This window comes from Streptomyces sp. NPDC042336 (assembly GCF_055581985.1).
The window spans coordinates 245,167-269,921 of record NZ_JBVJEA010000002.1; the positions used below are offsets into that span (position 1 = coordinate 245,167).

At 74.4% G+C, this 24,755-nt stretch carries 25 protein-coding genes; 14 read left to right on the top strand and 11 right to left on the bottom strand.

Translation table 11 applies throughout. The features are described from left to right. Positions 1-3: 3 nt before the first annotated feature. Positions 4-2,364 (bottom strand): hypothetical protein, encoded by a 2,361-nt coding sequence (locus ACZ6IM_RS06105; protein WP_052837173.1) that lies wholly within the window; start codon positions 2,362-2,364, stop codon positions 4-6. A gap of 254 nt (positions 2,365-2,618) precedes the next feature. Here ACZ6IM_RS06105 and ACZ6IM_RS06110 point away from each other — a divergent pair, with 254 nt between their 5' ends. Both ACZ6IM_RS06110 and ACZ6IM_RS06115 read left to right on the top strand, forming a co-directional pair. After that, complete coding sequence (locus ACZ6IM_RS06110) at positions 2,619-3,443, top strand: DeoR/GlpR family DNA-binding transcription regulator (protein ID WP_052837172.1); 825 nt, start codon at positions 2,619-2,621, stop codon at positions 3,441-3,443. 163 nt (positions 3,444-3,606) lie between these two features. After that, entirely contained in the window at positions 3,607-4,080 is a 474-nt protein-coding gene (locus ACZ6IM_RS06115; protein WP_052837171.1) for an SRPBCC family protein, read from the top strand. Positions 4,081-4,096: 16 nt separating this feature from the next. Here the strand turns inward: ACZ6IM_RS06115 and cds1 are convergent, their stop codons facing one another. After that, positions 4,097-5,221, bottom strand: a complete 1,125-nt coding sequence (cds1, locus tag ACZ6IM_RS06120; protein WP_469554517.1) for an L-cysteine desulfhydrase Cds1 — start codon at positions 5,219-5,221, stop codon at positions 4,097-4,099. A gap of 281 nt (positions 5,222-5,502) precedes the next feature. Between cds1 and ACZ6IM_RS06125 the strand changes: the two genes are divergently transcribed. Both ACZ6IM_RS06125 and ACZ6IM_RS06130 read left to right on the top strand, forming a co-directional pair. Continuing rightward, a complete protein-coding gene (locus tag ACZ6IM_RS06125) occupies positions 5,503-5,826 on the top strand; it encodes a hypothetical protein (protein ID WP_052837169.1) in 324 nt (107 codons plus the stop codon). Between the two features lie 185 nt (positions 5,827-6,011). Then, the gene (locus ACZ6IM_RS06130; RefSeq protein ID WP_469554518.1) at positions 6,012-6,560 is read left to right on the top strand and encodes an ATP-binding protein; all 549 of its coding nucleotides are present in this window, start codon (positions 6,012-6,014) and stop codon (positions 6,558-6,560) included. 362 nt (positions 6,561-6,922) lie between these two features. On the opposite strand, the gene ACZ6IM_RS06135 is transcribed toward ACZ6IM_RS06130, so the two are convergent. From ACZ6IM_RS06135 to ACZ6IM_RS06145, 3 genes are read right to left on the bottom strand one after another with little or no spacing between them, the layout of a single operon-like run. Beyond that, complete coding sequence (locus ACZ6IM_RS06135) at positions 6,923-9,484, bottom strand: ABC transporter permease (RefSeq protein ID WP_469554520.1); 2,562 nt, start codon at positions 9,482-9,484, stop codon at positions 6,923-6,925. Continuing rightward, positions 9,481-10,230, bottom strand: a complete 750-nt coding sequence (locus tag ACZ6IM_RS06140; protein ID WP_052837166.1) for an ABC transporter ATP-binding protein — start codon at positions 10,228-10,230, stop codon at positions 9,481-9,483. Before ACZ6IM_RS06140 ends, ACZ6IM_RS06135 begins: the two co-directional genes overlap by 4 nt. After that, on the bottom strand, positions 10,227-10,511 hold the full coding sequence (locus ACZ6IM_RS06145; RefSeq protein WP_052837165.1) for an SHOCT domain-containing protein: 285 nt from the start codon (positions 10,509-10,511) through the stop codon (positions 10,227-10,229). The genes ACZ6IM_RS06140 and ACZ6IM_RS06145 overlap by 4 nt, the downstream gene beginning before the upstream one ends. Positions 10,512-10,703: 192 nt before the next feature. Between ACZ6IM_RS06145 and ACZ6IM_RS06150 the strand changes: the two genes are divergently transcribed. Genes ACZ6IM_RS06150 through ACZ6IM_RS06170 form a run of 5 tightly spaced genes read left to right on the top strand, consistent with a single transcriptional unit; the run spans position 10,704 to position 13,655 of the window. After that, positions 10,704-11,276: a TetR/AcrR family transcriptional regulator gene (locus tag ACZ6IM_RS06150; protein WP_469554522.1), complete on the top strand. Its 573-nt coding sequence runs from the start codon at positions 10,704-10,706 to the stop codon at positions 11,274-11,276. Positions 11,277-11,319: 43 nt separating this feature from the next. Next, positions 11,320-11,907, top strand: coding sequence for a DUF4865 family protein (locus ACZ6IM_RS06155; RefSeq protein WP_469554524.1), 588 nt, complete (start codon positions 11,320-11,322; stop codon positions 11,905-11,907). Next, positions 11,904-12,815, top strand: coding sequence for a phosphotriesterase family protein (locus tag ACZ6IM_RS06160; protein WP_052837363.1), 912 nt, complete (start codon positions 11,904-11,906; stop codon positions 12,813-12,815). Before ACZ6IM_RS06155 ends, ACZ6IM_RS06160 begins: the two co-directional genes overlap by 4 nt. Before the next feature lie 46 nt (positions 12,816-12,861). Further along, positions 12,862-13,263 carry a tautomerase family protein gene (locus tag ACZ6IM_RS06165; RefSeq protein WP_469554525.1) on the top strand — a complete coding sequence of 134 codons (402 nt, stop codon included), beginning with the start codon at positions 12,862-12,864 and terminating at the stop codon, positions 13,261-13,263. Next, complete coding sequence (locus ACZ6IM_RS06170) at positions 13,257-13,655, top strand: VOC family protein (RefSeq protein WP_052837161.1); 399 nt, start codon at positions 13,257-13,259, stop codon at positions 13,653-13,655. Before ACZ6IM_RS06165 ends, ACZ6IM_RS06170 begins: the two co-directional genes overlap by 7 nt. 26 nt (positions 13,656-13,681) lie before the next feature. Here the strand turns inward: ACZ6IM_RS06170 and ACZ6IM_RS06175 are convergent, their stop codons facing one another. After that, positions 13,682-14,920 carry an ROK family protein gene (locus ACZ6IM_RS06175; protein WP_052837160.1) on the bottom strand — a complete coding sequence of 413 codons (1,239 nt, stop codon included), beginning with the start codon at positions 14,918-14,920 and terminating at the stop codon, positions 13,682-13,684. 37 nt (positions 14,921-14,957) lie between these two features. After that, positions 14,958-15,608, bottom strand: coding sequence for an alpha-ketoglutarate-dependent dioxygenase AlkB family protein (locus ACZ6IM_RS06180; protein ID WP_469555240.1), 651 nt, complete (start codon positions 15,606-15,608; stop codon positions 14,958-14,960). A gap of 123 nt (positions 15,609-15,731) precedes the next feature. Here ACZ6IM_RS06180 and ACZ6IM_RS06185 point away from each other — a divergent pair, with 123 nt between their 5' ends. Continuing rightward, entirely contained in the window at positions 15,732-16,868 is a 1,137-nt protein-coding gene (locus ACZ6IM_RS06185) for a methyltransferase (RefSeq protein WP_469555242.1), read from the top strand. Here ACZ6IM_RS06185 and ACZ6IM_RS06190 read toward each other — a convergent pair. Continuing rightward, on the bottom strand, positions 16,858-17,739 hold the full coding sequence (locus tag ACZ6IM_RS06190; protein WP_469554527.1) for a class II fructose-bisphosphate aldolase: 882 nt from the start codon (positions 17,737-17,739) through the stop codon (positions 16,858-16,860). The two genes, ACZ6IM_RS06185 and ACZ6IM_RS06190, sit on opposite strands and share 11 nt — an antisense overlap. 36 nt (positions 17,740-17,775) lie before the next feature. After that, positions 17,776-18,657: an SIS domain-containing protein gene (locus ACZ6IM_RS06195; protein ID WP_052837157.1), complete on the bottom strand. Its 882-nt coding sequence runs from the start codon at positions 18,655-18,657 to the stop codon at positions 17,776-17,778. Between the two features lie 128 nt (positions 18,658-18,785). Here ACZ6IM_RS06195 and ACZ6IM_RS06200 point away from each other — a divergent pair, with 128 nt between their 5' ends. Beyond that, a complete protein-coding gene (locus tag ACZ6IM_RS06200; RefSeq protein WP_052837156.1) occupies positions 18,786-19,565 on the top strand; it encodes a DeoR/GlpR family DNA-binding transcription regulator in 780 nt (259 codons plus the stop codon). A 22-nt stretch (positions 19,566-19,587) separates the two neighbouring features. On the opposite strand, the gene ACZ6IM_RS06205 is transcribed toward ACZ6IM_RS06200, so the two are convergent. Next, entirely contained in the window at positions 19,588-20,580 is a 993-nt protein-coding gene (locus ACZ6IM_RS06205; protein ID WP_469554530.1) for a hypothetical protein, read from the bottom strand. 191 nt (positions 20,581-20,771) lie between these two features. On the opposite strand from ACZ6IM_RS06205, the gene ACZ6IM_RS06210 reads away from it, so the two are divergent. The 3 genes from ACZ6IM_RS06210 to ACZ6IM_RS06220 all read left to right on the top strand — a co-directional run bounded on the left by ACZ6IM_RS06210 (position 20,772) and on the right by ACZ6IM_RS06220 (position 24,225). Next, positions 20,772-21,017, top strand: coding sequence for a heavy-metal-associated domain-containing protein (locus ACZ6IM_RS06210; protein WP_052837154.1), 246 nt, complete (start codon positions 20,772-20,774; stop codon positions 21,015-21,017). Positions 21,018-21,094: 77 nt separating this feature from the next. After that, positions 21,095-23,356 carry a heavy metal translocating P-type ATPase gene (locus tag ACZ6IM_RS06215; RefSeq protein ID WP_469554532.1) on the top strand — a complete coding sequence of 754 codons (2,262 nt, stop codon included), beginning with the start codon at positions 21,095-21,097 and terminating at the stop codon, positions 23,354-23,356. A gap of 212 nt (positions 23,357-23,568) precedes the next feature. Then, the gene (locus tag ACZ6IM_RS06220) at positions 23,569-24,225 is read left to right on the top strand and encodes a phosphatase PAP2 family protein (protein ID WP_469554534.1); all 657 of its coding nucleotides are present in this window, start codon (positions 23,569-23,571) and stop codon (positions 24,223-24,225) included. Here the strand turns inward: ACZ6IM_RS06220 and ACZ6IM_RS06225 are convergent. Continuing rightward, positions 24,198-24,650 (bottom strand): phospholipase, encoded by a 453-nt coding sequence (locus tag ACZ6IM_RS06225; RefSeq protein WP_469554535.1) that lies wholly within the window; start codon positions 24,648-24,650, stop codon positions 24,198-24,200. The two genes, ACZ6IM_RS06220 and ACZ6IM_RS06225, sit on opposite strands and share 28 nt — an antisense overlap. Positions 24,651-24,755 lie beyond the last annotated feature (105 nt).

The following is a 24,755-nucleotide window of genomic DNA, read 5'->3' on the forward strand; positions in this document are numbered from 1 at the left end:
GCGTCAGCAGCCCTCGGTCGCGTCGTCCGCCGCCGGGACGGATGACGCCGCGGCAGCGCCGGTGTGGCGCGGCGCCGGCACCTCTGGCCGGAGCCGGGCCAGCAGCCGTCCGCGTTCCTCGGCGAAGGCCGGGTCCGCCTGGTAGTCGGAGTGGCCGAGGACCGGCGCCGGCAGCGGATGGAGTTCGGTCCTGCCGTACGTCAGCGGGTCCTTGAGGGGCGCGCGGTCCACCGCGGGGCCCGCGTCGCCCGGCAGGCGCATCGGGCCGCCGATGGGGTCGGTGCGCCGGTAGAGGTTGCGCCAGCAGTCGACCTCCTCGTGCAGCGAGGCGAGCGCTTCGGGACCGAAGTGGGCCGGGAACCAGCGGCCGTACAGCCGCTCCAGCGGGGAGCCGTAGGTGAGCAGGGCGACGCGCCTGCGGGCGGACGGTTCGAGCTGCCAGGACGCCGCGGCGGCGAGGACGCTGCCCTGCGAGTGCCCGGAGATGACGAGCCGGCCGCCGGTGGCGCGGGTCCAGGTCGCCATCCGCCAGGTCAGGTCGGGCACCGCGCGCTCGGCGTAGCACGGCGGTGCGAAGGGGTGGGCGGCGCGCGGCCAGAAGGTGCCGACGTCCCACAGGATGCCGATGGTGCGCCGCGCGGAGGCGTCCTTGTAGGCGCGCCTGCCCCAGGTGACGAACAGTATGAAGCCGAGGCCGATCAGCCAGGAGCCCAGCTCCTGCGCGGTCTGCGCGGCTCCCTGGACAACGGTGTACGACCCCCGCGCGGCCTCGCCGGGCACCTGGTCGGTCGTGAGGGCGCCCACCAGGGCTCCGGCGCCCAGGAGCAGGGTGGCGGCGGAGGTGATGGCGACGAGGAGGGGTGCCCGGTCGGTGAGGCCGGCCATGGCGCGGGTGAGCGCGATGCGCCGGGTCCGGCCCGGATCGCCGGCCTCCCCCGGGTGGTCGCCTTCCACCGCGTCCCGTTCCGCGCGGGCCAGGCGCAGGGTGTGCCGGGCGAGCGCGGCGCACATCAGCAGCACGACGACGAGCAGCGGCGGGATGACGGACGCCTGCCAGGTCAGCAGGACGGGCGGGCCGTCGAGGAAGGTGCCGGTGCCGTCCAGCCAGTCGGCGACGCGCTGGGCGATGCCGCCGGACATCACGCCGCCCAGCGCGCAGGCCAGCATGGCGACGGCGGGACCGCCCAGTCCCCGGATCGCGGCGCGGGCGTCGGGGCGGCTGCGGTGGAGCAGGTGGGCGACCACGGCGAGCGCGATGACCAGGAGCCCCTGCACCAGGGCGATGCCGCCAAAGGCCGTGTCACCGGCCAGCCGGCCCTCCGACGTCCATTCCGGGCGGGCCCAGCCGCCGTACACCAGGGCGAGGACGAACAGCAGGAGGGCGGCGAGCGGCAGCCGGCGGACGAGGTGCCCGTCGAGTCGCCGGTCGAGCCGCCGCTCGCTGCGGCCCCGGCGGCACACCACCGCGACGACGGCGACCGCCCCCGCGGCCAGCGCCGCCGGCAGCAGCCATCCCAGCGTGTCGAGCAGCGCGGGCCCGCCCGGCCGGCGGTCGAAGCGGGCCGCCGGCGCGGCCACACCGACGGCGACGGTCAGCAGTCCGGCGGCGGTGTGCGCGGCGCGCAGCCGGGCCACCAGACGGCGCCCGTACCAGAACCCGGGGCGGCTGAGCGCGGCGTGGCGGGGGTCCTCCCCGGGGCCTGCCTCGCGGTCCATGGGCTGCTGGGACTCGTAGGCCCGCCAGGTGCGCAGCGACAGGTACCACAGCAGCCCGGTGAGCGCGGCGGGCACCGCGGCGGCGAGGGCGAGCCTGCGGCCGGGCGTGCTCCACCAGCCGCCGTCCGACATCACCGGCGACAGGAAGCCCAGCCAGGTGTGCCGCTCGGCGCACGCGCGCGTGCCCGCGCACTGCCAGGCCACGAGGTCCAGCGCGACCTCGCAGGCGGCGGCGACCAGGAGCACCGTCAGGGTGAGGCCCGCGAGCCGCAGCAGCAGCCCGTAGAGGCGGACCGTGCGGATCCGGCCGCGGGCGGCGGGCCGCATCCAGTGGGCGATGTTGACCACCATGAAGGGCAGGAGCAGCAGCCACAGGGCGCGGGAGCCGTTGCCGGAGGTGAGGTTGCACCAGACGTAGGCCTCGGGCACCGGCCGGCCCCGGTAGTCCTCGGGCCGGGACTCGGCGTCGGCGTCCTCGGTGCGCCGGAAGACGGCCGCGACGTGGTCGCCGGTGACCCGCACGGTCCGCGGGTCGTCCAGCATCTCGGCGGGTGTCGTACCGCCCACTCCGTGGACCAGGAGTTCCAGGGCGGTGCCGCTCCTCGCGTCGGTCCCGCCCGTCCCGGCCCGCTCCTGCGCCTTCTTCACTGTCCGCACTCCCCCGTGACGCGCCGTCGGCTGTGTCCGTGCGGGCACAGGATCTCCCGTCCGCGGGCGTCGTACACCCCTCGGCACGGAATCTCCCCGATCCGTGTGACAGGTGGCGCCGGGCGGGCGGTGGCGCGGGCCGTGGCGGGGCGTGCGAGGATGGGACGTCCGCGCACGGGTGCGGGGAGAAGCCCTCATCAGAGCGAGTGCGTCGGCGTGTCGGGCGGTTGTGCGGCGAAAGGACCGAAGCGTACGTGAGTGAGAATCCGAACCTCCTCGCGGAGCAGCGGCGCGCCCTGATCCTCGACGAGGTGCGCCGCCGGGGCGGTGTCCGGGTCAACGAGCTGACCCGCAAGCTCGGCGTGTCGGACATGACGGTCCGCCGCGACCTCGACGCGCTGTCCCGGCAGGGTGTGCTGGAGAAGGTGCACGGCGGCGCTGTCCCGGTGGCGGAGGCGAGCACCCACGAGCCGGGGTTCGAGGCCAAGTCGGGTCTGGAGCCGACCGCCAAGGAGGACATCGCGCGGGCCGCCGCGGAGCTGGTCGCGCCGGGCGCCGCGATCGCCCTGTCGGGCGGTACGACGACGTACGCGCTGGCGCACCGGCTGGTGGACGTGCCGGATCTGACGGTGGTCACCAACTCGGTGCGGGTGGCCGACGTGTTCCACGTGGCGCAGCGCACCTCGGGGGCGCGGCAGGGCGGGGCGACGGTGGTGCTCACCGGCGGTGTGCGCACGCCCTCCGACTCGTTGGTGGGCCCGGTCGCCGACCAGGCGATCGCGACGCTCCACTTCGACCTGCTCTTCCTGGGCGTGCACGGGATATCGGCCGAGGCCGGTCTGTCCACGCCGAACCTGGCGGAGGCCGAGACGAACCGGCGTCTCGTGCAGTCGGCACGGCGTGTCGTGGTGGTCGCGGACCACACCAAGTGGGGTGTCGTGGGCCTGAGTTCGTTCGCCGCGCTGGAGCAGGTGGACACGCTCGTGACCGACTCGGGACTGTCCGCCGAGGCTCGCGCTGAAGTCGCCGAGCACCTCGGGCTGGTCGTGGCGGGCGAGCCGGAGCCCGCTGCGGACTGACGTCGGCATCCGCGGGAGCCCGAGCCTCCTGTCGGGCGAGGCGCCGGTCCGAGGGCCCGCCGTACGGCGCTCGCCCCGCTGACACCCGGCGCGCCCGGGTCTATCGTGGCGCCACCCGACCGATCGTCCGCCACCCGCGGCTTCGCACAGGGGGGTTGTGTCCATGGTTCGCCGTCTGCGTCCGGTGGGTCTCGACTTCGTCGAGACGGCGCCGGTGCGCCTGGTCTTCGCGTGGGAGATCTCCGCGGCCCCGGACGCCGTCTTCCGCGCCCTGGCCGAGGACGTGCCCGGCTGGACCGCCTGGTTCTCGGCGGTGACGTTCGCCCGGCCCATCGGTGAGGGCGCGGGGCGCGAGATCCGGCTCAGGGGCGGCGCGCGTTTCGTGGAGACGGTGCTGGCGGCCGAGCGGCCGGAGGTGTATGCCTACCGCGTCGACGTCACCAACGCGCCGGGCGCCCGGGCCCTGCTGGAGGAGTGGCGGCTGACGCCGGCCGGTACCGGTACGCGGGTGCGGTGGACGTTCGCGGCGGACGGTACGGCGCCGTTCCGCTTCGTCCTCGACCGGGCGCGTCCGCGGCTGGGTAGGGCCTTCCGGGGCGCGGTCACGTCGCTGGACCGGCGGCTGCGGCGTCCGTAGCCCGGCGCGCCGGTCGTCAGCGGGGCCAGGTGCCCGTGCGCAGCAGGGACTCGATCGCCGCCGTGTACGGCTCGATGTCGAGGCCCTGTCCGGCGAGCCAGGCGTCCGAGTAGTACTTGTCGAGGTACCGGTCCCCGGGATCGCACAGCAGCGTCACGACGCTGCCCCGCTCCCCCGCGGCCACCATCTCGGCGACGATCTTCAGCGCGCTCCACAGCCCGGTGCCGGTGGAGCCGCCCGCCTTGCGGCCGATGGCCCGCTCCAGGGACCGCACGGCGGCGACGCTCGCCGCGTCCGGCACCTTCATCATGCGGTCGATCGCGCCGGGCACGAAGCTCGGCTCCATCCGGGGCCGGCCGATGCCCTCGATCCGGGAGCCCCGGTCGCAGGCGACGTCTGGATCGCCGGTGGTCCAGCCCTCGAAGAAGCAGGAGTTCTCCGGATCGGCGACGCAGACGCGGGTGTCGTACTGCATGTAGTGGACATAGCGGGCGAGGGTCGCCGAGGTGCCGCCGGTGCCGGCCGTGGCGACGATCCAGGAGGGCTCGGGGTACCGCTCCAGCCGCAGCTGCCGGAAGATCGACTCGGCGATGTTGTTGTTGCCGCGCCAGTCGGTGGCGCGTTCCGCGTAGGTGAACTGGTCCATGTAGTGGCCGCCGGTCTCCGCCGCGAGGCGGACCGACTCCTCGTACATGCGCCGGGAGTCGTCCACGAAGTGGCACCGTCCGCCGTGGAACTCGATCAGGCGGATCTTCTCGGTGCTCGTCGTGCGGGGCATGACGGCGATGAAGGGCACGCCGATCAGCTTCGCGAAGTATGCCTCGGAGACGGCCGTCGAGCCGCTGGACGCCTCGATCACCGGGCGGTCCGGCCGGATCCAGCCGTTGCAGAGGCCGTAGAGGAACAGGGAGCGGGCGAGCCGGTGTTTGAGACTGCCGGTCGGGTGGGTCGACTCGTCCTTCAGGTACAGGTCGATGCCCCAGTGCTCCGGGAGCGGGAACAGGAGCAGGTGGGTGTCGGCCGAGCGGTTGGCGTCGGCCTGGACCTTGCGGACGGCCTCTTTCAGCCAGGCGCGGTAGGCGGCGTCGCTGTGGTCGACGTCGAGGGTGGCGCCGGTGGCGGTCTGCCGGTCTGTGCTCACTTCAAGGGCTCCTTACGCTGCGGCGCCGACGGCGGAACAGCGCGGCCGACACCTGGATCATAAACACCTTCCACACGCTTCTCACCTGCATAAACACCCCTTTGGGCACCTCAAAGGCACCCCTGGGGCACCGGCGCCGACGCGGCGGGCGCGCGGCGGGGGCGCATTCGCGCGAGTGCTCCGGCCGACCCCGGAAACGGGCGGCGCGTACTGGTGCTCGGAGCACGGTGCGGGCAGACTGCCAGCGGCAGGGGACCGACGCGCACGAGGGGGCGACGGGCATGGCGGAGCCGGAGTTCAGGGCCACGGGGGTGCGGATCGGCAAGCGGCTGCGTTCACTCACCCGGGCCGGGACGGTCCGGATCAGCGGTGGCCGGGTGGAGTTGCTCACCAGCTACGGCAGCGAGATAGACAGCGCGCCGGTGCAGTCGGTGCGCGCTTCACGCCCGTGGTTCGCCCCGCAGGACCGGGCACTGGCCGACCTCGACGGCAAGCGGTACCTGCTGACCCTCGGCGAGCGCGACCCGGCTCCCGGCGAGCCGGGCCCGCCCGCGGCCCACCGCTTCATCGAGGCGGTGCGCAGGGCGGCCGGACACCGCGCCTGAGAGATGTCCGTAAGTTGCGGTGCCTCACCCCTTGCGTCACGCTGGTCTCACGTCACTCTGGGTTTACCGGCGATAACGCTGCGAACCAGCCCGCCGGCCATGACAGCGGGCGGCGTGCGCCATGTGCGCCTCGCTGGATCCGAACTCCGTGTTCTTCCGGACCTCTATGTCGGGGAGTCGCAGCCGTGATCACTCACCCAAGCAGACACTGCACGGTGGAGCTCCAAGCCCTGCCGTCGCGGATCGGCCAGGTCCGCAGAATCGTATCTGCGCAATTGCGCTACTGGCATATGGATCTCCTGATCGACCGGGCGGTGCTCGGCGTGACGGAGTTGCTGACCAATGTCCACCTGCATGCCAGGCCCGACAACACGTGCACCGTGGAGATGGAACTGCTCCTGGACCGGCTCACGGTCTCGGTGCGCGACCACGATCCGCGGCTGCCCGTCGTGGACGACGCCGAGCCCCTCGCGACCTGCGGGCGCGGACTCGCCATGGTGGCCGCGATGAGCGAGAGCTGGGGCGTCCGGCCGGACGGCGAGTCGGGCAAGGTCGTCTGGTTCACGCTTCCCACGGCGGTCACCGCCGCGCCGCTCACCGCGCCGCCCGGGGCCACGCGCCCGTCGCGCCGTCTGGTCGAGGAGGTGCCGGCCGCCGCGTTCGCCGAGGTCGAGCACGCGGTCGAGGTCGGCAGACCCCAACCCGCTCCCGCCCGGTCGGCCGTTGTCGGCTGACCGGGCGGTGACCGTCCGCTGCCGCGGACCGTGCGGCACGGTGCCGGCCGACGTCGGGAAAGCGGGCCGGCGCCTTCCGCTGTCGGCAACCGCCGCTGCGTGGCGGGTCTCTGACCGTATGTCGGCCAGCCGGAAGGACGCCGGGCGGGGCGTGCGGTGACGGGCCCGGTCGGGGTGGGCACCCACCTGCCGGACCTGCTTCTGCCCGGCCGGGGAGCGGTCGATGCGGGACACGGGCCGTCGCCGCCCGGAGCCTCCGTCGCCCGCCTCCGCCGCTCCGGCAGCCCGGCAGCCCGGCAGCCGGTACGGCATCCCCGGTTGCGGTGAAGGGCGGGTGCCGTACCGGCCGGGCGCGGCGTGGGCTACTGCGTGGCCACGGCGCGCAGTACGTCCAGGCGGGCTGCGCGACGGGCCGGGCGCAGGCCCGCCAGGGCGCCGGCCGCGAGGCCGACCAGGGCCACCACCGCGAGCTGCGCGGGCGGCACGGCGAAGGCGAAGGCACTGTCCGAGGCGCCGTCGGAGGCCGCCACCAGGACCCAGCCGAGGAAGGCGCCGAGCCCGAGCCCGCCGACCGTGCCGAAGGCGGCGACCAGGACGGACTCCCAGCAGACCATGGCCCGCAACTGGGCCCGGGTCTGCCCGACGGCCCGCAGCAGGCCGAGTTCGCGGGTGCGCTCGTGGACCGCCAGGGTCAGGGTGTTGGCGATGCCGAGCAGCGCGATGAGCACCGCGAGGGCGAGCAGCGCGTAGACGAGGGTCAGCATCATGTCGATGCCGCCCGCCGAGGACCGCGCGTACTCGTCGCGGGTCTGCACCTCGGGGTCGCCGTACCGGGCGGCGACCTTCTCGACCGCCGCCTTGCCCGCGTCCGCGCCCACGCCGTCCTCGAAGGCGACGGCGACCAGGGTGTCGGAGTCCTGGGTGCGGTGCGGGGCCCAGGCGGCGCGGGTGATGACGTAGTCGCCGGCGAGTTCGGACCGTCCGTAGACCGCGCGGACGGTGAACGTCCCGCTGCGCCCGTCGGTGAAGGTGAGGCGCGTGGTGTCGCCGGTGGCCAGTCCCCGCTTCTCCGCCTCGCTCTCGGTGACCGCGATGCCGTCGGTGCCGAGGCCGTCCAGTGAGCCGTGGACGGTGCCCAGGTCGAAGGTGCGGTGCAGGGCGACCGGGTCGGTGACGGTCAACGCCCGCCCCTGGCCGTCCACTTCCGCCACTCCCCGGCCGAGTCCGACGGCGGTGTCCACCTCGGGCAGCTCCTGGACCGCGCCGGCCAGCCGCGGGCTGAGGCCGCTGCCGCCCGCGCCGAAGGAGGGCGCGCTGACGGCGACATCGCCCGCGAAGGACCGGGAGACGGTCTGGTCCATGGTCGCCTTGAGGGAGGCGCCGAACACGGTGAACAGGGACACGACCGCCACGCCGATCATCAGCGCCCCGGCGGTGGCCGCGGTCCGCCTGGGGCTGCGCAGGGCGTTGCGCCGGGCGAGGACTCCGGTGACGCCGCGCAGCCGATCCAGCGGGGCTCCGAGGACGCGTACGGCGGTGGCCGAGGCGACCGGGCCGAGCACCACGAAGGAGGCCAGGGTCAGTACGGCGCCCAGTCCCGCCAGCCACACCGACGGAGAGAGCAGGACCCCGACGAGCGTCACCGCGAGGGCGAGGCCGAGCGTCCCCGTGCCGATGAGCGTCCGCGGGCGGGAGGCGCCGGAGGTGTCGACGGCCGACTCGCGCAGCGCGGCCAGCGGTGCGGTGCGGCCGGCCCGGACGGCGGGCAGCAGGGCGGAGCCGAGGCAGACCACGACGCCGACGGCGAGCGGGAGCAGCAGTGACAACGCGCTGATCACCAGGGCACCCTCGGGGAACGGGAAGCCGATCGCCGGGAACAGGGCCTGGAGTCCGGCCGCGATGCCGATGCCGCCCACGAGCCCCGCGGCGGACGCGGTCATGGCCACGACGGCCGCCTCGACGAGCGTGGCGGCGGTGACCTGACGGCGGGAGGCGCCGAGCGCGCGCAGCAGGGCGTTCTCGCGGGTGCGCTGGGCGACCACGATGGCGAAGGTGTTGTGGATCGAGAAGGTCGCGACCAGCAGGGCGATGCCGGAGAAGACGAGCAGGAAGGTCGTGAACAGGGTCAGGAACTGACTGGAGATCATGTCGGTGTTCTCCGCGGCCGACTCCTCGCCGGTGATGGCTTCGACGCCCTCGGGCAGTACGGGCGTCAGCCGGTCGACGAGCTCCTGACGGCCGACACCCGGCTCGGCCCGCACCTGGACGCTCGCCGCCTCGCCCGGCCGCGCGGTGAGGTACTTCTCGGCGTCGGCCCTGGTCATACCGGTGAAGGTCACCTGGGCCATGCCGTCCTCGCCGCCGAAGGTCGCGAGACCCACGACGGTCACCTCGACGGGGTCGGGCGTGCGCAGCGTGGTGGTGTCGCCGATCGCCAGGCCGCCCTTCTCGGCGGCGCCGCGGTTGACGACGACCTCGCCGGACCGCTGCGGGGCACGGCCCTCGGCGAGGCGGTACGGGTTCAGCTCCGGGTCGGTGATCCAGTTGCCGGCCAGGGTGGGTGGTCCCTGACCGCCGATCGGGTCGCCGTTCGCGCCGACGAGCTGGCCCGCGCCCTGGATGCTGGGGGCGGCGGCCGCGACGCCGGGCACCCGTTCGACGGTCCGGACCAGGTCGGTGCCGACCGGCTGCCGTACGCCCTGGCTCTCGCCCGGTGTGGTGATGGCGTCGGCGCTGCGCACCACGGCGTCGGTGCCGGCGGTGGCGTTGCCGAACATGGTGTCGAAGCCGGCGCGGAGCGTGTCGCCCATGACCAGGGTGCCTGCCAGGAAGGCGACGCCGAGGACCACGGCGAGGAACGTTCCGGTGAAGCGGCGTTTGTGGGCCCTGAGCGAGGAGACGCTCAGGCGGACGGAGGCGTTCATGAGGGCACCTCGAAGGCTTTCATCCGGTCCAGGACCTTGTCGGCGCTCGGCGCGTCCATGCGGTCGACGAGGCGTCCGTCGGCGAGGAAGACGACCTCGTCCGCGTGGGCGGCGGCGACGGGGTCGTGGGTGACCATGACGACCGTGCGGCCGGTCTGCCGGACGGTCCGGCCGAGGAGGCCCAGCACCTCGCCGCCGGAGCGGGAGTCGAGGTTGCCGGTGGGCTCGTCGGCGAAGACCACGTCCGGCTGTCCGGCGAAGGCGCGGGCCACGGCGACGCGCTGCTGCTGGCCGCCGGAGAGTTCGGCGGGCCGGTGGTGGAGGCGGTCGCGCAGTCCGACCACGTCGATCAGCGCGTCGACCCACTCGGTGTCGCCCCGGCGTCCGGCCAGGTCGAGCGGGAGGGTGATGTTCTCGGCGACGGTCAGCGTCGGCACCAGGTTGAACGCCTGGAACACGAAGCCGACGCGGTCGCGGCGCAGCAGGGTCAGCCGGCGGTCGTCGAGGGTGCTCAGGTCGGTGTCGCCGATGCGGGCGGTGCCCGAGGTGAGCGTGTCCAGGCCGGCGGCGCAGTGCATCAGGGTGGACTTGCCGGAGCCCGAGGGTCCCATGATGGCGGTGAAGCGGCCGGCCGGGAAGTCGACGCCGACCCCGTCCAGGGCGCGTACGGCGGTGTCGCCACCGCCGTACACCTTCACTGCGTCCACGACCCGGGCGGCGGCCCCGGTGACGGTCGTCGTGGTCATGCCGCACCGCCCTTGCCGGTCCGGCCGAACTGCTCGTCCAGCACGGACAGGCGGCGCCAGTACTCGTCCTCGTCGATCTCGCCGGAGGCGAAGCGGTGGCCGAGCACGGTGATGGGCGAGTTGTCCTCGACGGTCGTCGGCCGCCCCGGTCCGCGGCGTCCGCGCCACACCGTGCGGCGCAGCAGGGTGATGCCGCCGCCGATGACGAGTGCCCAGATCACCGGGAAGAGCAGGATCCACGGGCCGGGCCCGCCGTCGCCGAACTGTGCCAGGGTCTCCATGTCGTCCAACTCCTCGGTCGCGATGTCCCTTGTGCCGCTTCCGAGCCTCGCTCCGGGAGGGGGTCCCGGTCGTCGTACGGCCAGCGGCAGTGTGCGTACGCCGCGGGGAGTACTCCGGCGGTCCGCGACTGCTTCTCCCGACTCTCGCGGGCCCGCTCGACTTCTGTAACTACTGGTATGTACAGTGAGCGCATGAGCACCTCGGAACGACTGATCGAGTCCACCCGCGAGCTGCTCTGGGAGCGCGGGTACGTGGGCACCAGTCCCAAGGCGATCCTCGAGCGGGCCCAGGCCGGGCAGGGCAGCATGTACCACCACTTCAAGGGCAAGCCCGATCTCGCGCTCGCCGCGATCCGGCGCACGGCCCAGGAGATGCGGGCCACCGCCGAGGCCGTGCTCACCGGCCCGGGGACGCCGTACGAGCGCATCGCGGCGTATCTGCGGCGCGAGCGCGACGTGCTGCGCGGGTGCCCGGTCGGGCGTCTGACGATGGACCCGGACGTGATCGCCGACGACGCCCTGCGCGCCCCGGTGGACGAGACCCTCGACTGGCTGCGCGAGCAGATCGCCCAGCTGGTCGAGGAGGGCCAGGAGCAGGGCGAGTTCGCTCCCTCGCTGGACGGCGAGGAGATCGCGGCGGCCGTCGTCGCGACCGTCCAGGGCGGCTATGTGCTGGCCCGCGCGTCCGGCTCGCCGGCCGCCTTCGACGCGGGTGTCCGGGGGCTGCTCTCGCTGCTCGCGCTGCCGACCGCCCGTACGCGCTAGCGGACTTCACGCCCACCCGAGAGGACCGGAGGATTCACGACCCGTGCACTCCATGCAGTACACCTTCACCCTGCCGGCCGACTACCCGGTGGACGTCATCAGGGAGCGGGTCGCCCGCACCGGTCACCTGCTGGACGACTGGCCCGGGCTCGGACTCAAGGCGTATCTGATCCGCGAGCGGGAGAAGGACGGCTCGCCGGTCAACCAGTACGCGCCGTTCTACCTGTGGCACACCGTGGAGGGCATGAACTCCTTCCTCTGGGGGGGCGCCTTCCAGCGGCCCACCGACGACTTCGGCCGGCCCGCGGTCCGGCAGTGGACGGGCCTGGCGTACGAGGAGGGCGCCGCCGCCGGCGCCCCCGCGCGGGCGGCGGTACTGCGGCGGCGGCCGGTACCGGAGGGGGTGCCGCTGTCGGAGGTGGCGGCGGACGCGGTGCGGGAGGCCGCGCGGCTGGCGGCCGGGGACGGGAGGCTGCTCGCGGCGGCGGTCGTGGACACCGGGCGCTGGGAGCTGGCGCACTTCTCGCTCCACGCGGGCGACGCGCCCGACGGGGTGCGGGGCGAGGTCTTCCAGGTGCTGCACCTCTCCGCGCCGGGGCGGGGCCTGCTGCCGAGGGGGCGGCAGTGGTGAGCGGCGCCGTCCGCACGGTCCTCGGGGACGTGCCGGGAGGGGAGTTGGGTGTGTGCGACGCCCATGACCACCTGTTCTTCGCCAGTCCCCGGCTGCCCGGCGAGGAGCTGAGCGACCCGGCGGCGGCACGGGCGGAGCTGGCCGCGTTCCGGGAACGGGGCGGGGGCGCGGTGGTGCAGTGGACGCCGTACGGACTGGGCCGGCGGGCCGCCGATCTGCCGGTCCTGTCCCGGGAGACCGGCGTCCACGTGGTGGCCGCGACGGGACTGCACCAGGACGTCCACTACGACGAGGACACGCTCACCGCGCTGCGGGGCCGGGCCGCCGACGTCTTCGTCACCGAACTGACGCGGGGCATCGGGACGTCGGGGGTCCGCGCCGGACTGATCAAGGTCGCGGGCGGCTTCCACGCGCTCGACGCGCACGCCCGGTGGACCATGTCGGCGGCGGCCGAGGCGCACCACGCGACGGGGGCGCCCATCGCCGTGCACCTGGAGCTGGGCACCGGCGCCCTGGACGTTCTGGATTTGCTGTGCGGCGAGTTGGGTGTCCCGCCGCACGGGGTGATCCTCGGTCACCTCAACCGCTCGCCCGACCCCGTGACGCACCGGCAGGCCGCCCGATCGGGGTGCTGGCTGGCCTTCGACGGACCGTCGCGGGCCCATCACGCCACGGACTGGCGGATGCCGGACGCCGTGCGGGACCTCGCAGAGGCGGGGTTCGGCGACCGGCTGCTGCTCGGCGGTGACACGACGACCGCGTCCGCCCGGTCGGTCGACGGCGGCCCGGGGATGCCGTACCTGCTGCGCCGCGTGGCACCACGGCTGGCGCTCGCCGTGGGCGAGGAGCTGGTGCGGCGCGTCCTCACCGAGAACCCGGCGCGGGCGTTCGCCGTCGCATGGCGCTGACGTCCGCCCGCGCACCGGCCACCACCCGACGGGAGAAGAGATACTCATGCCCTTCGTGCGCATCGACGCCCACGGCGGCGACACCGACGACGAGCGGCTCGACGCGCTCGGGCGGGCCGTCCACGACGCCCTGGTCGAGACGCTCGGCATTCCGGCCGACGACCGCTTCCAGGTCCTGACCGCCCACGACGCCACACGCGGCACCCTGCGCTACGACGACTACCTCGGCGTGCGCCGGGACGAGGGCGTCGTCTTCGTGGCGATCACCCTGCGGGCGGGGCGGACGACCGGGCAGAAGCAGGCGCTGTACCGCCGGATCGCCCAGCTCGCCGAGGAGTGCGCGGGGACCGACCCCCGCAACGTCTTCGTCACCCTGACCGAGAACTCCTCCGCCGACTGGTCGCTGGGCAACGGACTGGCGCAGTACGTAGGGTCGGGATCATGCTGAGACTCGGAATCCCCGTCATCGGTGTCACGGACCTCCCCCGCGCGGTGGCGTTCTGGACGGAGGCGCTGCCCCTGGTCGCCGTGGAGGAGTGGAAGAGCGAGACCTGGCGCACGCTGGAGTACGCGGACGGCTCCGGGCGGGCCCTCGGTCTGCTGCGCAGTGACTCGCCGCCCGAGCCGCGGCCCCGGCTCCACCTCGACCTGTTCACGGACTCGGCCGAGGAGCAGCAGGCACAGGTGCGGCGGCTGATCGGGCTCGGCGCGAAGGCCGTCGACTGGGACCTGTACCCGCCCGACCCCGACTTCGTCGTCCTGGCCGACCCGGACGACAACATCTTCTGCGTCGTCGACCTCAGCCACGCCCCGAGCGGCGGCGACCGGCCCGCACCCTGAGGCGTCCGGTCCGCTGGGCGTGCCGTCTACGCCGGCACGCCCAGCGGGTCGTCCAGGACCGGCTGCCAGGCCAACTCGGCCGCGCCGACCAGGCTGTTGTGGTCGAGGCCGCAGGGCAGGATCGGCACCCCGCCGCTCTGGCCCCACAGGCTGCGCCCGGCGACGACCGCGCGCAGCCGTTCGGGGTCGGCGTCCAGGAGCGCCCGGTGCAGTCCGCCGAGGATGATGCGGTCCGGGTTGAGGATGTTCACCAGACCCGCGAGGCCCAGGCCCAGGCGGTCGATGAGGGTCTCGGTGGCGGTGCGGACGGCCGGGTCGGCGTAGTGCTCGCGGATCAGGTCGTAGGACTGCTGGAGCAGGGACACCTCGGGTCCCGGCCGGCGTCCGGCCGCCGTGAGGAAGGCCAGCGGGTCGGTCTCCACGTCCAGACAGCCCCGGCTGCCGCAGTGGCAGGGGCGGCCCTCCGGGTTGACGGCGAGGTGGCCGACCTCCAGCGCGAGGCCCGAACTGCCGGTGTGCAGACGGCCGTCGAGGACCAGCGCGCCGCCGACGCCGCGGTGGCCCGTCGCCACGCACAGCAGGTCGCGGGCGCCGCGACCGGCACCGTGGCGGTGCTCCGCGAGCGCCGCGAGGTTGACGTCGTTGGCGGCGAAGGCCGGTCCCCCGATCCCCGCGGCGCGCACCTGCTGCGCGAAGATCTGCCGCACCGGCGCGCCCGCGGGCCAGGCCAGGTGCAGCGGGTTCAGGGCCAGGCCCTCCGGTTCCGCGACGGCGGACGGCACGGCGAGTCCGGCGCCGACGCAGCGCCGCCCGGTCTCCCGCAGGAGTTCCGCGCCCGCCTCGACGACCGAGCCCAGCACCTTCGCCGGGTCGGCGTCGACGACCTCGCAGCCGGGCGCGGTGGCGACGATCCGCCCGCCGAGACCGACCAGGGCCGCGCGGAAGCCGTCGGCGTGGATCTGGGCGGCGAGGGCGACGGGCCCGTCCTCGGCGACCGAGAGCCGGTGCGAGGGGCGGCCCTGGGAACCGGCCGCCGCGCCGGGCCTGGCGTCCACCCGGATCAGGCCCAGCGCCTCCAGTTCGGCGGCGACCGCCCCGGCGGTTGCCCGGGTCACGCCCAGTTCCGCGGTGAGGACGGCCCTCGTGGGGGCGCGTCCGGTGTGCACGAGCTCCAACGCGGGTCCGAGCGCTGCGCGCCCCCGGTCCAGCCGCGTCCTCGAGGTGGTACCTTCCCCCGCCGCCCGGGGGTCCGCCTTGCCGCTCATGAGGGGGAGTCTCCCATGATCCGTCCGCGCGGGGTGCCTAGAGACCGCTGACCCGGAGCGTGATGTTCAGCCGCCCGGTGAGTCCCAACTCGGGCGGCGCGGTGCCCGGGTGCACCTTCGGCACCCCGTGGTACGCGAGCCGGGAGGGGCCGCCGAAGACGAACAGGTCGCCGCTGCGCAACTCGGTGTCGGAGTAGGGGCGGGCGCGGGTGCCGGGGTTGCCGAAGCGGAAGACGCAGCTGTCGCCGAGGCTCAGGGAGACCACGGGGGCGTCGGAGCGCTCGTCCGCGTCGCGGTGCATGCCCATGCGGGCGTCGCCGTCGTAGAAGTTGACCAGCGCGATGTCGTACGGCTCCCGTGCCACCGCCGCGGCGCCGAGCGCGTCGGTCACCGCGCGGCGGGCGAGGTCGTCGAGCCAGGCCGGGAAGGGCTTGACCGGGGCGCCGCCGCCGTCGACGGCGGTGGGGGCGTAGCCGTACGGGTACCAGTGGCGGCCCAGGCAGACCTGCCGGGCGGTCATGGTGCCGCCGCCGGGGGTGCGCACCGTGCGCAGTCCGGCCGGCGGGCGGGCCCACGCGCGGCAGGCGTCCAGCAGCTCGCGCTGCCGTCCCGGGGCCAGCCAGTCCGGCACGTGGACGGCGCCGGGCGCGGTCTCGGCACGGGTCCTGGGGAACAGCTCGGCGTCCATGTCCCCCATCCTGCCTCCGCGCTCCGCGTGCCGGGCGCGACCGGCGCTGAGCTGCGGCTCGGCTAGCCTGGACACACGATGAACGACCGCAGCACGAACGACCGCAGCGACCGCGACGACCGCATGAGGACGCCCTGGGGGGAGCATGTGCTGTCCCGCTTCCCCGAGGACCCCCGCGACCGGCTCCGGGCCTGGGACGCCTCCGACGAGTACCTGCTGGCGCACCTCGCGGAGCGGGACGTCCCCCTGGACGGCACGGTCGTGGTCGTCGGCGACCGCTGGGGAGCGCTGGTGACGGCGCTGGCGGCGCACCGGCCGGTGCAGATCACCGACTCCCACCTCACGCGGGAGGCGACGCGGGCCAATCTGGAGCGGAGCGGTGCCGAGCCGGGCTCGGTGCGCCTGCTCACCACGCAGGACCCGCCGCCGGACCGCGTCGACGTGCTGCTGGTGCGGGTGCCGAAGAGCCTCGCCCTGCTGGAGGACCAGTTGCTGCGGCTGGCGCCGTCGCTGCACGCGGGCACGGTCGTGGTCGGCACCGGGATGGTGAAGGAGATCCACACCTCGACGCTCCGGCTGTTCGAGCGGATCGTCGGCCCGACCCGGACCTCACTGGCCGTGAGGAAGGCCCGGCTGATCTTCGCCGAGCCCGATCCCGCGCTGAAGCGGCCCGCCAACCCCTGGCCGCTCGGCTACCGGCTCCCCGACGACGTCGGACCGCTCCTGTCCGGCCGCCCCGTCGTGAACCACGCCGGGGTCTTCTGCGCCGACCGGCTCGACATCGGCACCCGCTTCTTCCTCCGGCACCTGCCGGAGCCCGGGGTCTTCCGGCGGGTGGTGGACCTGGGCTGCGGCAACGGTGTGGTCGGTACGGCCGTGGCGCTGGCCGACGCCGACGCGGAGCTGCTGTTCACCGACGAGTCGTTCCAGGCGGTCGCCTCGGCCCGCGCGACGTACCGGGCGAACGAGGTCGCGGGCCAGGCGGAGTTCCGGGTCGGCGACGGGCTGGCCGGGGTGCCGGACGGCAGTGCCGACCTGGTGCTCAACAACCCGCCGTTCCACTCCCACCAGGCGACGACCGACGCCACGGCGTGGCGGATGTTCACCGGGGCGCGGCGGGTGCTGCGCCCCGGCGGCGAACTGTGGGTGGTCGGCAACCGGCACCTCGGCTACCACGTCAAGCTGCGGCGCCTGTTCGGCAACAGCCGGCTGGTGGCGGGCGACCGGAAGTTCGTGGTGCTGAAGGCGGTCAAGGAGTAGCCGGAGGAGGGGCGGGCGCGGTCCGGGCGACCACCCGGAGGAGCGCCGCCACCGTCCGGACCATGGCCTCCCTCCCCGCGCCGAGGTAGCCGCGCGAGTCGACCGCCTCGGGACGGGCGGCGAGGTGCTCCCTGATCGCGTCGGTCATGGCGATGTTGAGCGCGGTTCCGACGTTGACCTTGGCGATGCCGCCCGCGACGGCGGCGGCGAGTTCGGCGTCCGGGACGCCGGAGGAGCCGTGCAGGACGAGGGGCACGTCCAGGGTGCCGGACAGTTCCTTGAGCAGGTCGTGGTCGAGGGCCGCGGTGCGGGTGGTCATGGCGTGGGAGCTGCCGACGGCGACGGCCAGGGCGTCCACGCCGGAGTCGGCGACGAAGGCGCGCGCCTGGGCCGGGTCGGTGCGGGCACCGGGGGCGTGGGCGTCGAGCGGCGGTGCCCCGTCCTTGCCGCCGACCTCCCCCAACTCGGCCTCGATCCAGAGACCCCGTGAGTGCGCCCAGTCGGCGGCGGCCCGGGTAGCCGCGAGGTTCTCGGCGTACGGCAGCCGGGCGGCGTCGTACATCACGGAGCTGAACCCGGCGTCCGGGGCCTGGCGCAGCAGGCCGTCGCTCTGCACGTGGTCGAGGTGCAGGGCGACGGGGACGGCGGCGCCCTCGGCGGCGGCGACGGCCGCGCGGGCCAGGGGCAGCAGGCGGCCGTGGCGGTACTTCACGGCGTTCTCGCTGACCTGGAGGAGGACGGGTCTGCGCACGGACTCGGCGCCCGCGACGACAGCCTCGACGTGCTCCAGGGTGATGACGTTGAAGGCGGCGACGGCGGAGCGCTCGGCCGCGGCACGGCCGATCAGGTCGCCGGTGGTGGCGAGGGGCACGGTCTGTTCCTTCCCGGGCGTCAGGGGGGGCGGGCGTCAGGGGGCGAGGATGACCGAGCGGGTCAGGTGGCGCGGGCGGTCCGGGTCGAGGCCTCGCGCGGCGGCGACGGCGACGGCCAGCCGCTGGGCGCGCACCAGTTCGGCCAGCGGGTCCAGCTCACCGGGCACCCACAGCGCTCCGGTGTCGCGGACCTGGTCGGCCAGTCCCCCGGGCGCCTCGCCGAACATCCAGGTCGCCGTGCCCGCCGTGCTGATGCTGATGGGCCCGTGCCGGTACTCCATCGCCGGGTAGGCCTCCGTCCAGGACAGGGAGGCCTCGCGCATCTTCAGGCCCGCCTCGTTGGCCAGTCCGACGGTCCAGCCCCGGCCGAGGAAGGTGAACTGGGTGCACTCGACGAGCCCTTCGGGCAGCTCGGTGGCGAGCGCGGCGCGGGCGTCGGCGACGGCGGCCTCGGTGTGCAGGCCGAGGTGGGCGCGGAGGAGGGTGAGCGCGGTGGTCGCGAACCGCGTCTGGACGACGGACCGTTCGTCGGCGAAGTCGAGGACGACCACGTCGTCGGCGGCGGCCATGACCGGTGTCTCGGGGTCGGCGGTGAGCGCGACGGTGCGGGTGCGGCCCTTCAGGTCCGCGAGCAGTTCCAGCACTTCGGTGGTGGTACCGGAGCGGGTCAGGGCCACGACACGGTCGTACGCCCGTCCCCGCGGGAACTCGGAGGCGGCGAACGCGTCCGTCTCGCCCAGGCCCGCGTCCTCGCGCAGCGCCGCCGCCGACTGCGCCATGAAGTACGAGGTGCCGCAGCCGACGATCGCCACCCGCTCCCCCGCCGCCGGGAGCGCCGCCGTGTGGTGCGCGGCCTGGGCCGCCGCGCGCGTCCAGCACTCGGGCTGGCTGTTGAGCTCGTCCTCGACATACGTCATGTCGCACACTCCCCGAAGACAGGTTGATTGTTCCTGCAAGATATAGCGATCTTTCGAGCACAATCAAGCAATCCGAGGGAAGAGTGCGGTGCGCTAGGGTCGGCGGGGATCGAGGAACGGAGGCGCGGATGTCGCGCGACGCCCGCTGGAAGGCGCTGCTGGAGCTGCTCGTCGAGCGAGGCCGGCTGGACGTCGAGGAGGCGGCGACCGAGCTGGAGGTCTCGGCCGCGACGATCCGCCGCGACTTCGACCGGCTCGCCGAGCAGCAGATGCTGGTGCGCACGCGCGGTGGCGCGGTCGTGCACGGGGTGTCGTACGAGCTGCCGTTGCGCTACAAGACCGCCCGCCGGGCTTCGGAGAAGCAGCGCGTCGCGCAGGCGGTCGCCGCCCTGGTGGCGCCCGGCGAGGCGGTGGGGCTGACCGGGGGCACGACCACGACGGAGGTGGCGCGCGCCCTGGCCGTGCGCACCGACCTGGCCTCGGGCACGCCCGCGCTGACCGTGGTCACCAACGCGCTCAACATCGCCAACGAGCTGGCCGTCCGGCCGCAGTTCAAGATCGTGGTGACCGGCGGGGTGGCCCGGGCGCAGTCGTACGAGCTGATCGGGCCGCTCGCGGACGGCGTGCTGGGCCAGGTGACCCTCGACGTGGCGGTCCTGGGTGTCGTCGCCTTCGACGTCGCGCACGGCGCCGCGGCCCACGACGAGGCGGAGGCCGCGATCAACCGGCTGCTGTGCGAGCGGGCCGAGCGGGTGGTCGTGGCCGCCGACTCCAGCAAGCTGGGCCGGCGGGCGTTCGCCCGGATCTGTGCGACCGAGTCGGTGGACACGCTGGTGACGGACGGCGCGGCGGACCCGGAGCTGGTGCGCGGGTTCGAGGAGGCCGGGGTCCGGGTCGTCACGGCCTGAGGGTCCTTGAGGGGGGCGCCGGTCAGTGCCCGTGGCCGTCGGTGTGGCCGGGCGTGGCGGTCGGGGCGGACTCCGTGGCGCCCGGTGCCGATCCGGCGCGCACGGTGAACGCCGCGGTGTGGACCCCGCCCTGGTGCCGGAAGTCCAGGAAGAGGCGGTAGGTGCCGGCGCTGGGCGCGGTGGCCGTGAAGGAGATCTCCGGGCCGGGTTCGGTGCTGCCGTCGCCGGGTTCGCCGTTCGGGTGGACGTGCAGGTAGGCGAGGTCGCCGGAGCGCAGGGCGACGAGGTGGCCGTAGGCGCCGAGGTAGGGCTGGAGGTCGTTGACGGGTTCGCCGTCGCGGGACACCTTCAGCTTCAGCTCGCTCGCCTTGCCGGGGCGCAGGGAACCGGCGAGTTCGACCTGGTAGCCGTCGGCGAGGGCGGTGCTGTTCGGAGCCGGCAGCCGCGCCGGTTCGTAGCGGCCGGAGGCGGCCAGGTCGGCGCCGAGGGTGAGGTTCTCCGCGCCCTTGACGGCCGGGGTGAAGTCGGCGAAGACGCGGTAGCCACCCGCCGCGGGCAGGTCGACGGGAGTGCTCCAGGTGCCGTCGGCGGCGCGGGTGGGGTGCAGGTGGCGGTAGGTGACCAGGTCGCGTGAGGCCAGGATGAGGTGGAGCTCCTTGTCGTGCTCCCGCCGGTACGCGGTGACCGCCTCACCGCTCCCGTCCCGGACCGTGAAGCGCAGTTCGGTGCGCTGACCGGCGGTGACGCGCGGGGTGGCGAGGTCGAGGGTGTAGCCGCCCTCGGAGATCTGCAGGCCACCCGCCGGGGTGCTCTCGTGTCCCCCGTGGCCGCCGTCCTCCGGTCGTGGCGTCGGCTCACCCGGGCCGCCCCGGTCGTCGCGCTCGCCGTGCTCGTCGTGGGGCGCGGGCGCGCTGTCCGCGACGATCGGGTCGACTCCCGCCCCGACGCCGTAGGCGGTGCCGAAGGTCGCCGCGAGGGCGGCGGCGAAGGCGGTGATCCTCAGTCCGGTGTGCATGACGGTCGTCTCCTCGGATTACGGGGCTCCGGGTCACGCGGAGGCCCCTCCATGCACTTCACCATACCCCTAGGGGGTACTCAGTCAAGCCGTGGAGGCACTTGCTTCGTGTACCCCCCAGGGGTATACATGGAACCGCACCGGGCGGATACCCCCGCCCCGTATTCGTCTCACGACCTCCGGAGGAAGTCATGTCCTCGAACGTCACCACCCCCGCCGTCTCCCCCGTCATCACCACCTACGCCGTCGCCGGCATGACCTGTGGTCACTGCAGCGCGACGCTCACCCGGGTGATCGGCGAGCTGGACGGTGTCACCGGTGTCGACGTCCAGCTCGACACCGGCCGGGTCACCGTCACCGCCGCGGCCGAGCCGGACGACGCCGCGGTCGCCGAGGTGGTCGACGAGGCCGGCTACGAGCTGACCGGCCGGGTCTGACCGACCGCACTCCCCCACCGCACCGCCGGGACCCGCGACGCCGGGTCCCGGCCGACGACCCCGCATCAGGAGCAGCCATGACCACCAGTACGACCAGCGCACCAGCCGAGGTGGAACTCGCCATCGGCGGCATGACCTGTGCCTCGTGTGCCGCCCGGATCGAGAAGAAGCTGAACCGGATGGAGGGGGTCACCGCCACCGTCAACTACGCCACGGAGAAGGCGAAGGTCAGCTATGCCGCCGACGTGTCCGTCCCGGAGCTGATCGCCACGGTCGAGGCGACCGGGTACACGGCCCGCGAGCCCGAGCCGGTGCGTGCCGAGGCCGGTTCCGGGCCCGGGGGCTCCGGGGCCGTGGACGAGCTGCGGCCGCTGCGGGAGCGGCTGGTGACGGCAGTGGTGCTGGCGGTCCCGGTGATCGCGATGGCGATGGTCCCGGCGCTGCAGTTCACGTACTGGCAGTGGCTGTCGCTGACGCTGGCGGCGCCCGTGGTGACGTACGCGGCCTGGCCCTTCCACAAGGCCGCGTTCACCAATGCCCGGCACGGCGCGGCCACCATGGACACCCTGATCTCGGTGGGCACGTCGGCGGCGTTCCTGTGGTCGCTGTGGGCGCTGTTCCTCGGCAGCGCGGGCACGCCCGGCATGACCCACCCCTTCGAGCTGACGATCGCCCGTGGCGACGGCTCGGGCAACATCTACCTGGAGGCCGCGGCCGGGGTGACCGCGTTCATCCTCGCCGGGCGCTACTTCGAGGCACGTTCCAAGCGCAAGGCCGGTGCCGCGCTGAAGGCCCTGCTGGAACTGGGCGCCAAGAACGTCACGGTCCTGCGGGGCGGCCGTGAGGAGCAGATCCCGGTCGCCGAGCTGAGGGCCGGGGACCGGTTCCTGGTCCGCCCCGGCGAGAAGATCGCCACCGACGGCACGGTCGTCGAGGGCACCTCCGCCGTCGACGCGTCGATGCTCACCGGCGAGTCCGTGCCGGTCGAGGTCCAGGCGGGCGACGCGGTCACCGGGGCGACGGTGAACGCGGGGGGCCGGCTCGTGGTCGAGGCGACCCGGGTCGGCGCGGACACGCAGCTGGCGCGGATGGCGCGGCTGGTGGAGGACGCGCAGAACGGCAAGGCCGCGGCCCAGCGGCTCGCCGACCGCGTCTCCGGCGCCTTCGTCCCCGTCGTGATCGCCCTCGCGCTGGCCACCCTCGGCTTCTGGATCGGCAACGGCTCGGGACCGACGGCCGCGTTCACCGCCGCCGTGGCGGTCCTGATCATCGCCTGCCCCTGCGCGCTGGGGCTGGCCACCCCGACCGCGCTGATGGTCGGCACCGGGCGCGGCGCCCAGCTCGGCATCCTCATCAAGGGGCCCGAGGTGCTGGAGTCCACCCGCAAGGTCGACACCATCGTCCTGGACAAGACCGGCACCGTCACCACCGGCCGCATGACCCTGCTCGCCGTGCACACCGCCGACGGCACAGATCAGGCCGAAGTCCTGCGGCTGGCAGGCGCGTTGGAGCATGCCTCGGAGCATCCGATCGCGCAAGCGGTGGCCGCGGGCGCCGCCGGACAGGTGGGCGCCCTGCCCGCCCCGGAGGACTTCGCCAACGTGCCCGGTCTCGGCGTCCAGGGTGTCGTCGAGGGCCACGCCGTCCTGGTGGGCCGGGAGAAGCTGCTCGCCGAGTGGGCCATGGAACTGCCCGCCGGCCTGGCCCGTGCGAAGGCCGAGGCGGAGGCCGCGGGCCGCACCGCGATCGCCGTCGCCTGGGACGGCGAGGCCCGGGCCGTCCTGGAGGTCGCCGACGCGGTCAAGGACACCAGCGCCGAGGCCATCACCCGGCTGCGCGCGCTGGGCCTGACCCCGGTCCTCCTCACCGGGGACAACCGGGCCGTCGCCGAGGCGGTGGCGGCGGAGGTCGGCATCGCTGCCGAGCACGTCATCGCCGAGGTCATGCCCGAGGACAAGGTCGCCGTCGTCAAGCGCCTCCAGGGCGAGGGGCGTTCGGTGGCGATGGTCGGCGACGGTGTCAACGACGCCGCCGCACTCGCCCAGGCCGACCTGGGCCTGGCCATGGGCACCGGCACCGACGCCGCCATCGAAGCCGGCGACCTCACCCTCGTCCGCGGCGACCTGCGTGCCGCCGCCGACGCCATCCGCCTCGCCCGCAAGACGCTCGGCACCATCAAGTCCAACCTCTTCTGGGCCTTCGCCTACAACATCGCCGCCCTGCCACTCGCCGCCGCCGGACTCCTCAACCCGATGATCGCCGGAGCCGCCATGGCCTTCTCCTCCGTCTTCGTCGTCGGCAACAGCCTGCGTCTGCGCGGCTTCAAGGCCGCGACCTGACCCACCACCGCCGCCGCACCGGGCCGCCGGCCGACTCCGCGAGGGTCGGCCGGCGGCCCGCCGGTGCGCGGCCCCGGCCGGGCCGATCCGCCACCACCGCCGCGGGGCCCCGCTCCGTCCCGGCGTCCCCCGGACGGGCCCCGCCCACGCGCCGCCGGGTCCGCGGCCGACCAGCATGGTGCGGGTCCCGTCTCGCCACGGAGCTGGAGCCCATGACCGAGCCGACCCACGCCGACGACGGCACCGGTGGCCCGCTCGGGCCGCCTCCCGGCCCGGGGTCCGCGCCCCAGCGCGCCCTCGCGGCCGTGCTCCGGGAACTGCGTGCCGTGGACGGCGCGCTGTACGCGGCGGTGGCCGCCACGTCCACGCCCACGCTCGACCGGGCACTGCGGCGCCTGTCCCACGCCGCCGACCATTCGAAGATCTCGCTCGGGATCGCCGCCGCGCTCGCGCTGAGCGGTGCGCGGGCACGGCGGGCGGCCCTGGTCGGCGTGGGGGCGGTCGCCGTCGCGTCGGCCGCGACGAACCTGCTGGGCAAACGTCTGGTGCACCGCGCGCGTCCGGACCGGGAGGCCGCGCGGGTGACGGTGGACCGGTATGTGCCCATGCCCGCGTCGGCGTCGTTCCCGTCGGGCCACACGGCCGCGGCGGTCGCGTTCGCCACGGCCGTCGGCGTCGTCCTTCCCGAGGCCGCCGTGCCGCTCGGCGCGCTGGCGGGCGCCGTCGGCTACTCCCGGGTCCACACCGGCGTGCACTATCCCGGTGACGTCGCCGCCGGCGCCGTCCTGGGCATCGCCAGTGCCGCCGCCGCGCTGGCGGTGGCGGCACCGGCCCGGGTTCGTCAGCCGAACGCCTTCACGGCCTGGTAGTACGTCCAGGCGGTGCTGTTGCAGGCGGTCCTGGTGGCACCGCCGTAACCGGCGCAGACGCGCTTGAGGTCCTCGTAGAAGGCGCTGTCGAGACGGGACTTGTTGGCGCTGAAGGTGCCCGCGTCCTTGTAGTTGCGGTAGCCGAAGTCGTGCCGCGCGCAGGAGGTGCTGAAGGGGAAGCCGAACGGGTTGTCCGGCGAGGAGGAGCAGTAGTCGGTGGTCCAGTCGAAACCGTAGGCGGACCAGGCGGACCTGTTCGCCCGTGCGGCGGTCCAGGCGTGGTAGCTGGAGGCGCTGGTCTGGGTCCAGCTCGCGAGTACCTGGGTCTTGTCGGCGGGAGCGGCGTCGGCGGCCGTGGTGGTGGCGACGACGGTGGTCACGGCCAGGGCCGCGGTGGTGAGTCCGGTGGCGAGTCTGCGGCGCATTCCCACACCTCCATGAGGACGCGGTCCGCCCCTCGGACCGCAGGTTCATGTCAAGAGGATGCACATCTCCGCCACCCGTTCACACCTCCGGCGGCCCAACTCGCA

Excerpts from the sequence above, each read along its gene's own strand:
- ACZ6IM_RS06180 (WP_469555240.1), bottom strand. The coding sequence starts at position 15,608 with ATGGACGCCGAGCTGTTCCCCAGGACCCGTGCCGAGACCGCGCCCGGC.
- ACZ6IM_RS06215 (WP_469554532.1), top strand. The coding sequence starts at position 21,095 with ATGACCACCAGTACGACCAGCGCACCAGCCGAGGTGGAACTCGCCATC.
- ACZ6IM_RS06135 (WP_469554520.1), bottom strand. The coding sequence starts at position 9,484 with ATGAACGCCTCCGTCCGCCTGAGCGTCTCCTCGCTCAGGGCCCACAAA.
- ACZ6IM_RS06225 (WP_469554535.1), bottom strand. The coding sequence starts at position 24,650 with ATGCGCCGCAGACTCGCCACCGGACTCACCACCGCGGCCCTGGCCGTG.
- ACZ6IM_RS06165 (WP_469554525.1), top strand. The coding sequence starts at position 12,862 with ATGCCCTTCGTGCGCATCGACGCCCACGGCGGCGACACCGACGACGAG.
- ACZ6IM_RS06205 (WP_469554530.1), bottom strand. The coding sequence starts at position 20,580 with ATGCACACCGGACTGAGGATCACCGCCTTCGCCGCCGCCCTCGCGGCG.
- ACZ6IM_RS06200 (WP_052837156.1), top strand. The coding sequence starts at position 18,786 with ATGTCGCGCGACGCCCGCTGGAAGGCGCTGCTGGAGCTGCTCGTCGAG.
- ACZ6IM_RS06150 (WP_469554522.1), top strand. The coding sequence starts at position 10,704 with ATGAGCACCTCGGAACGACTGATCGAGTCCACCCGCGAGCTGCTCTGG.
- ACZ6IM_RS06170 (WP_052837161.1), top strand. The coding sequence starts at position 13,257 with ATGCTGAGACTCGGAATCCCCGTCATCGGTGTCACGGACCTCCCCCGC.
- ACZ6IM_RS06125 (WP_052837169.1), top strand. The coding sequence starts at position 5,503 with ATGGCGGAGCCGGAGTTCAGGGCCACGGGGGTGCGGATCGGCAAGCGG.
- ACZ6IM_RS06195 (WP_052837157.1), bottom strand. The coding sequence starts at position 18,657 with ATGACGTATGTCGAGGACGAGCTCAACAGCCAGCCCGAGTGCTGGACG.
- ACZ6IM_RS06140 (WP_052837166.1), bottom strand. The coding sequence starts at position 10,230 with ATGACCACGACGACCGTCACCGGGGCCGCCGCCCGGGTCGTGGACGCA.
- ACZ6IM_RS06145 (WP_052837165.1), bottom strand. The coding sequence starts at position 10,511 with ATGGAGACCCTGGCACAGTTCGGCGACGGCGGGCCCGGCCCGTGGATC.
- ACZ6IM_RS06210 (WP_052837154.1), top strand. The coding sequence starts at position 20,772 with ATGTCCTCGAACGTCACCACCCCCGCCGTCTCCCCCGTCATCACCACC.
- ACZ6IM_RS06115 (WP_052837171.1), top strand. The coding sequence starts at position 3,607 with ATGGTTCGCCGTCTGCGTCCGGTGGGTCTCGACTTCGTCGAGACGGCG.
- ACZ6IM_RS06220 (WP_469554534.1), top strand. The coding sequence starts at position 23,569 with ATGACCGAGCCGACCCACGCCGACGACGGCACCGGTGGCCCGCTCGGG.
- ACZ6IM_RS06175 (WP_052837160.1), bottom strand. The coding sequence starts at position 14,920 with ATGAGCGGCAAGGCGGACCCCCGGGCGGCGGGGGAAGGTACCACCTCG.
- ACZ6IM_RS06185 (WP_469555242.1), top strand. The coding sequence starts at position 15,732 with ATGAGGACGCCCTGGGGGGAGCATGTGCTGTCCCGCTTCCCCGAGGAC.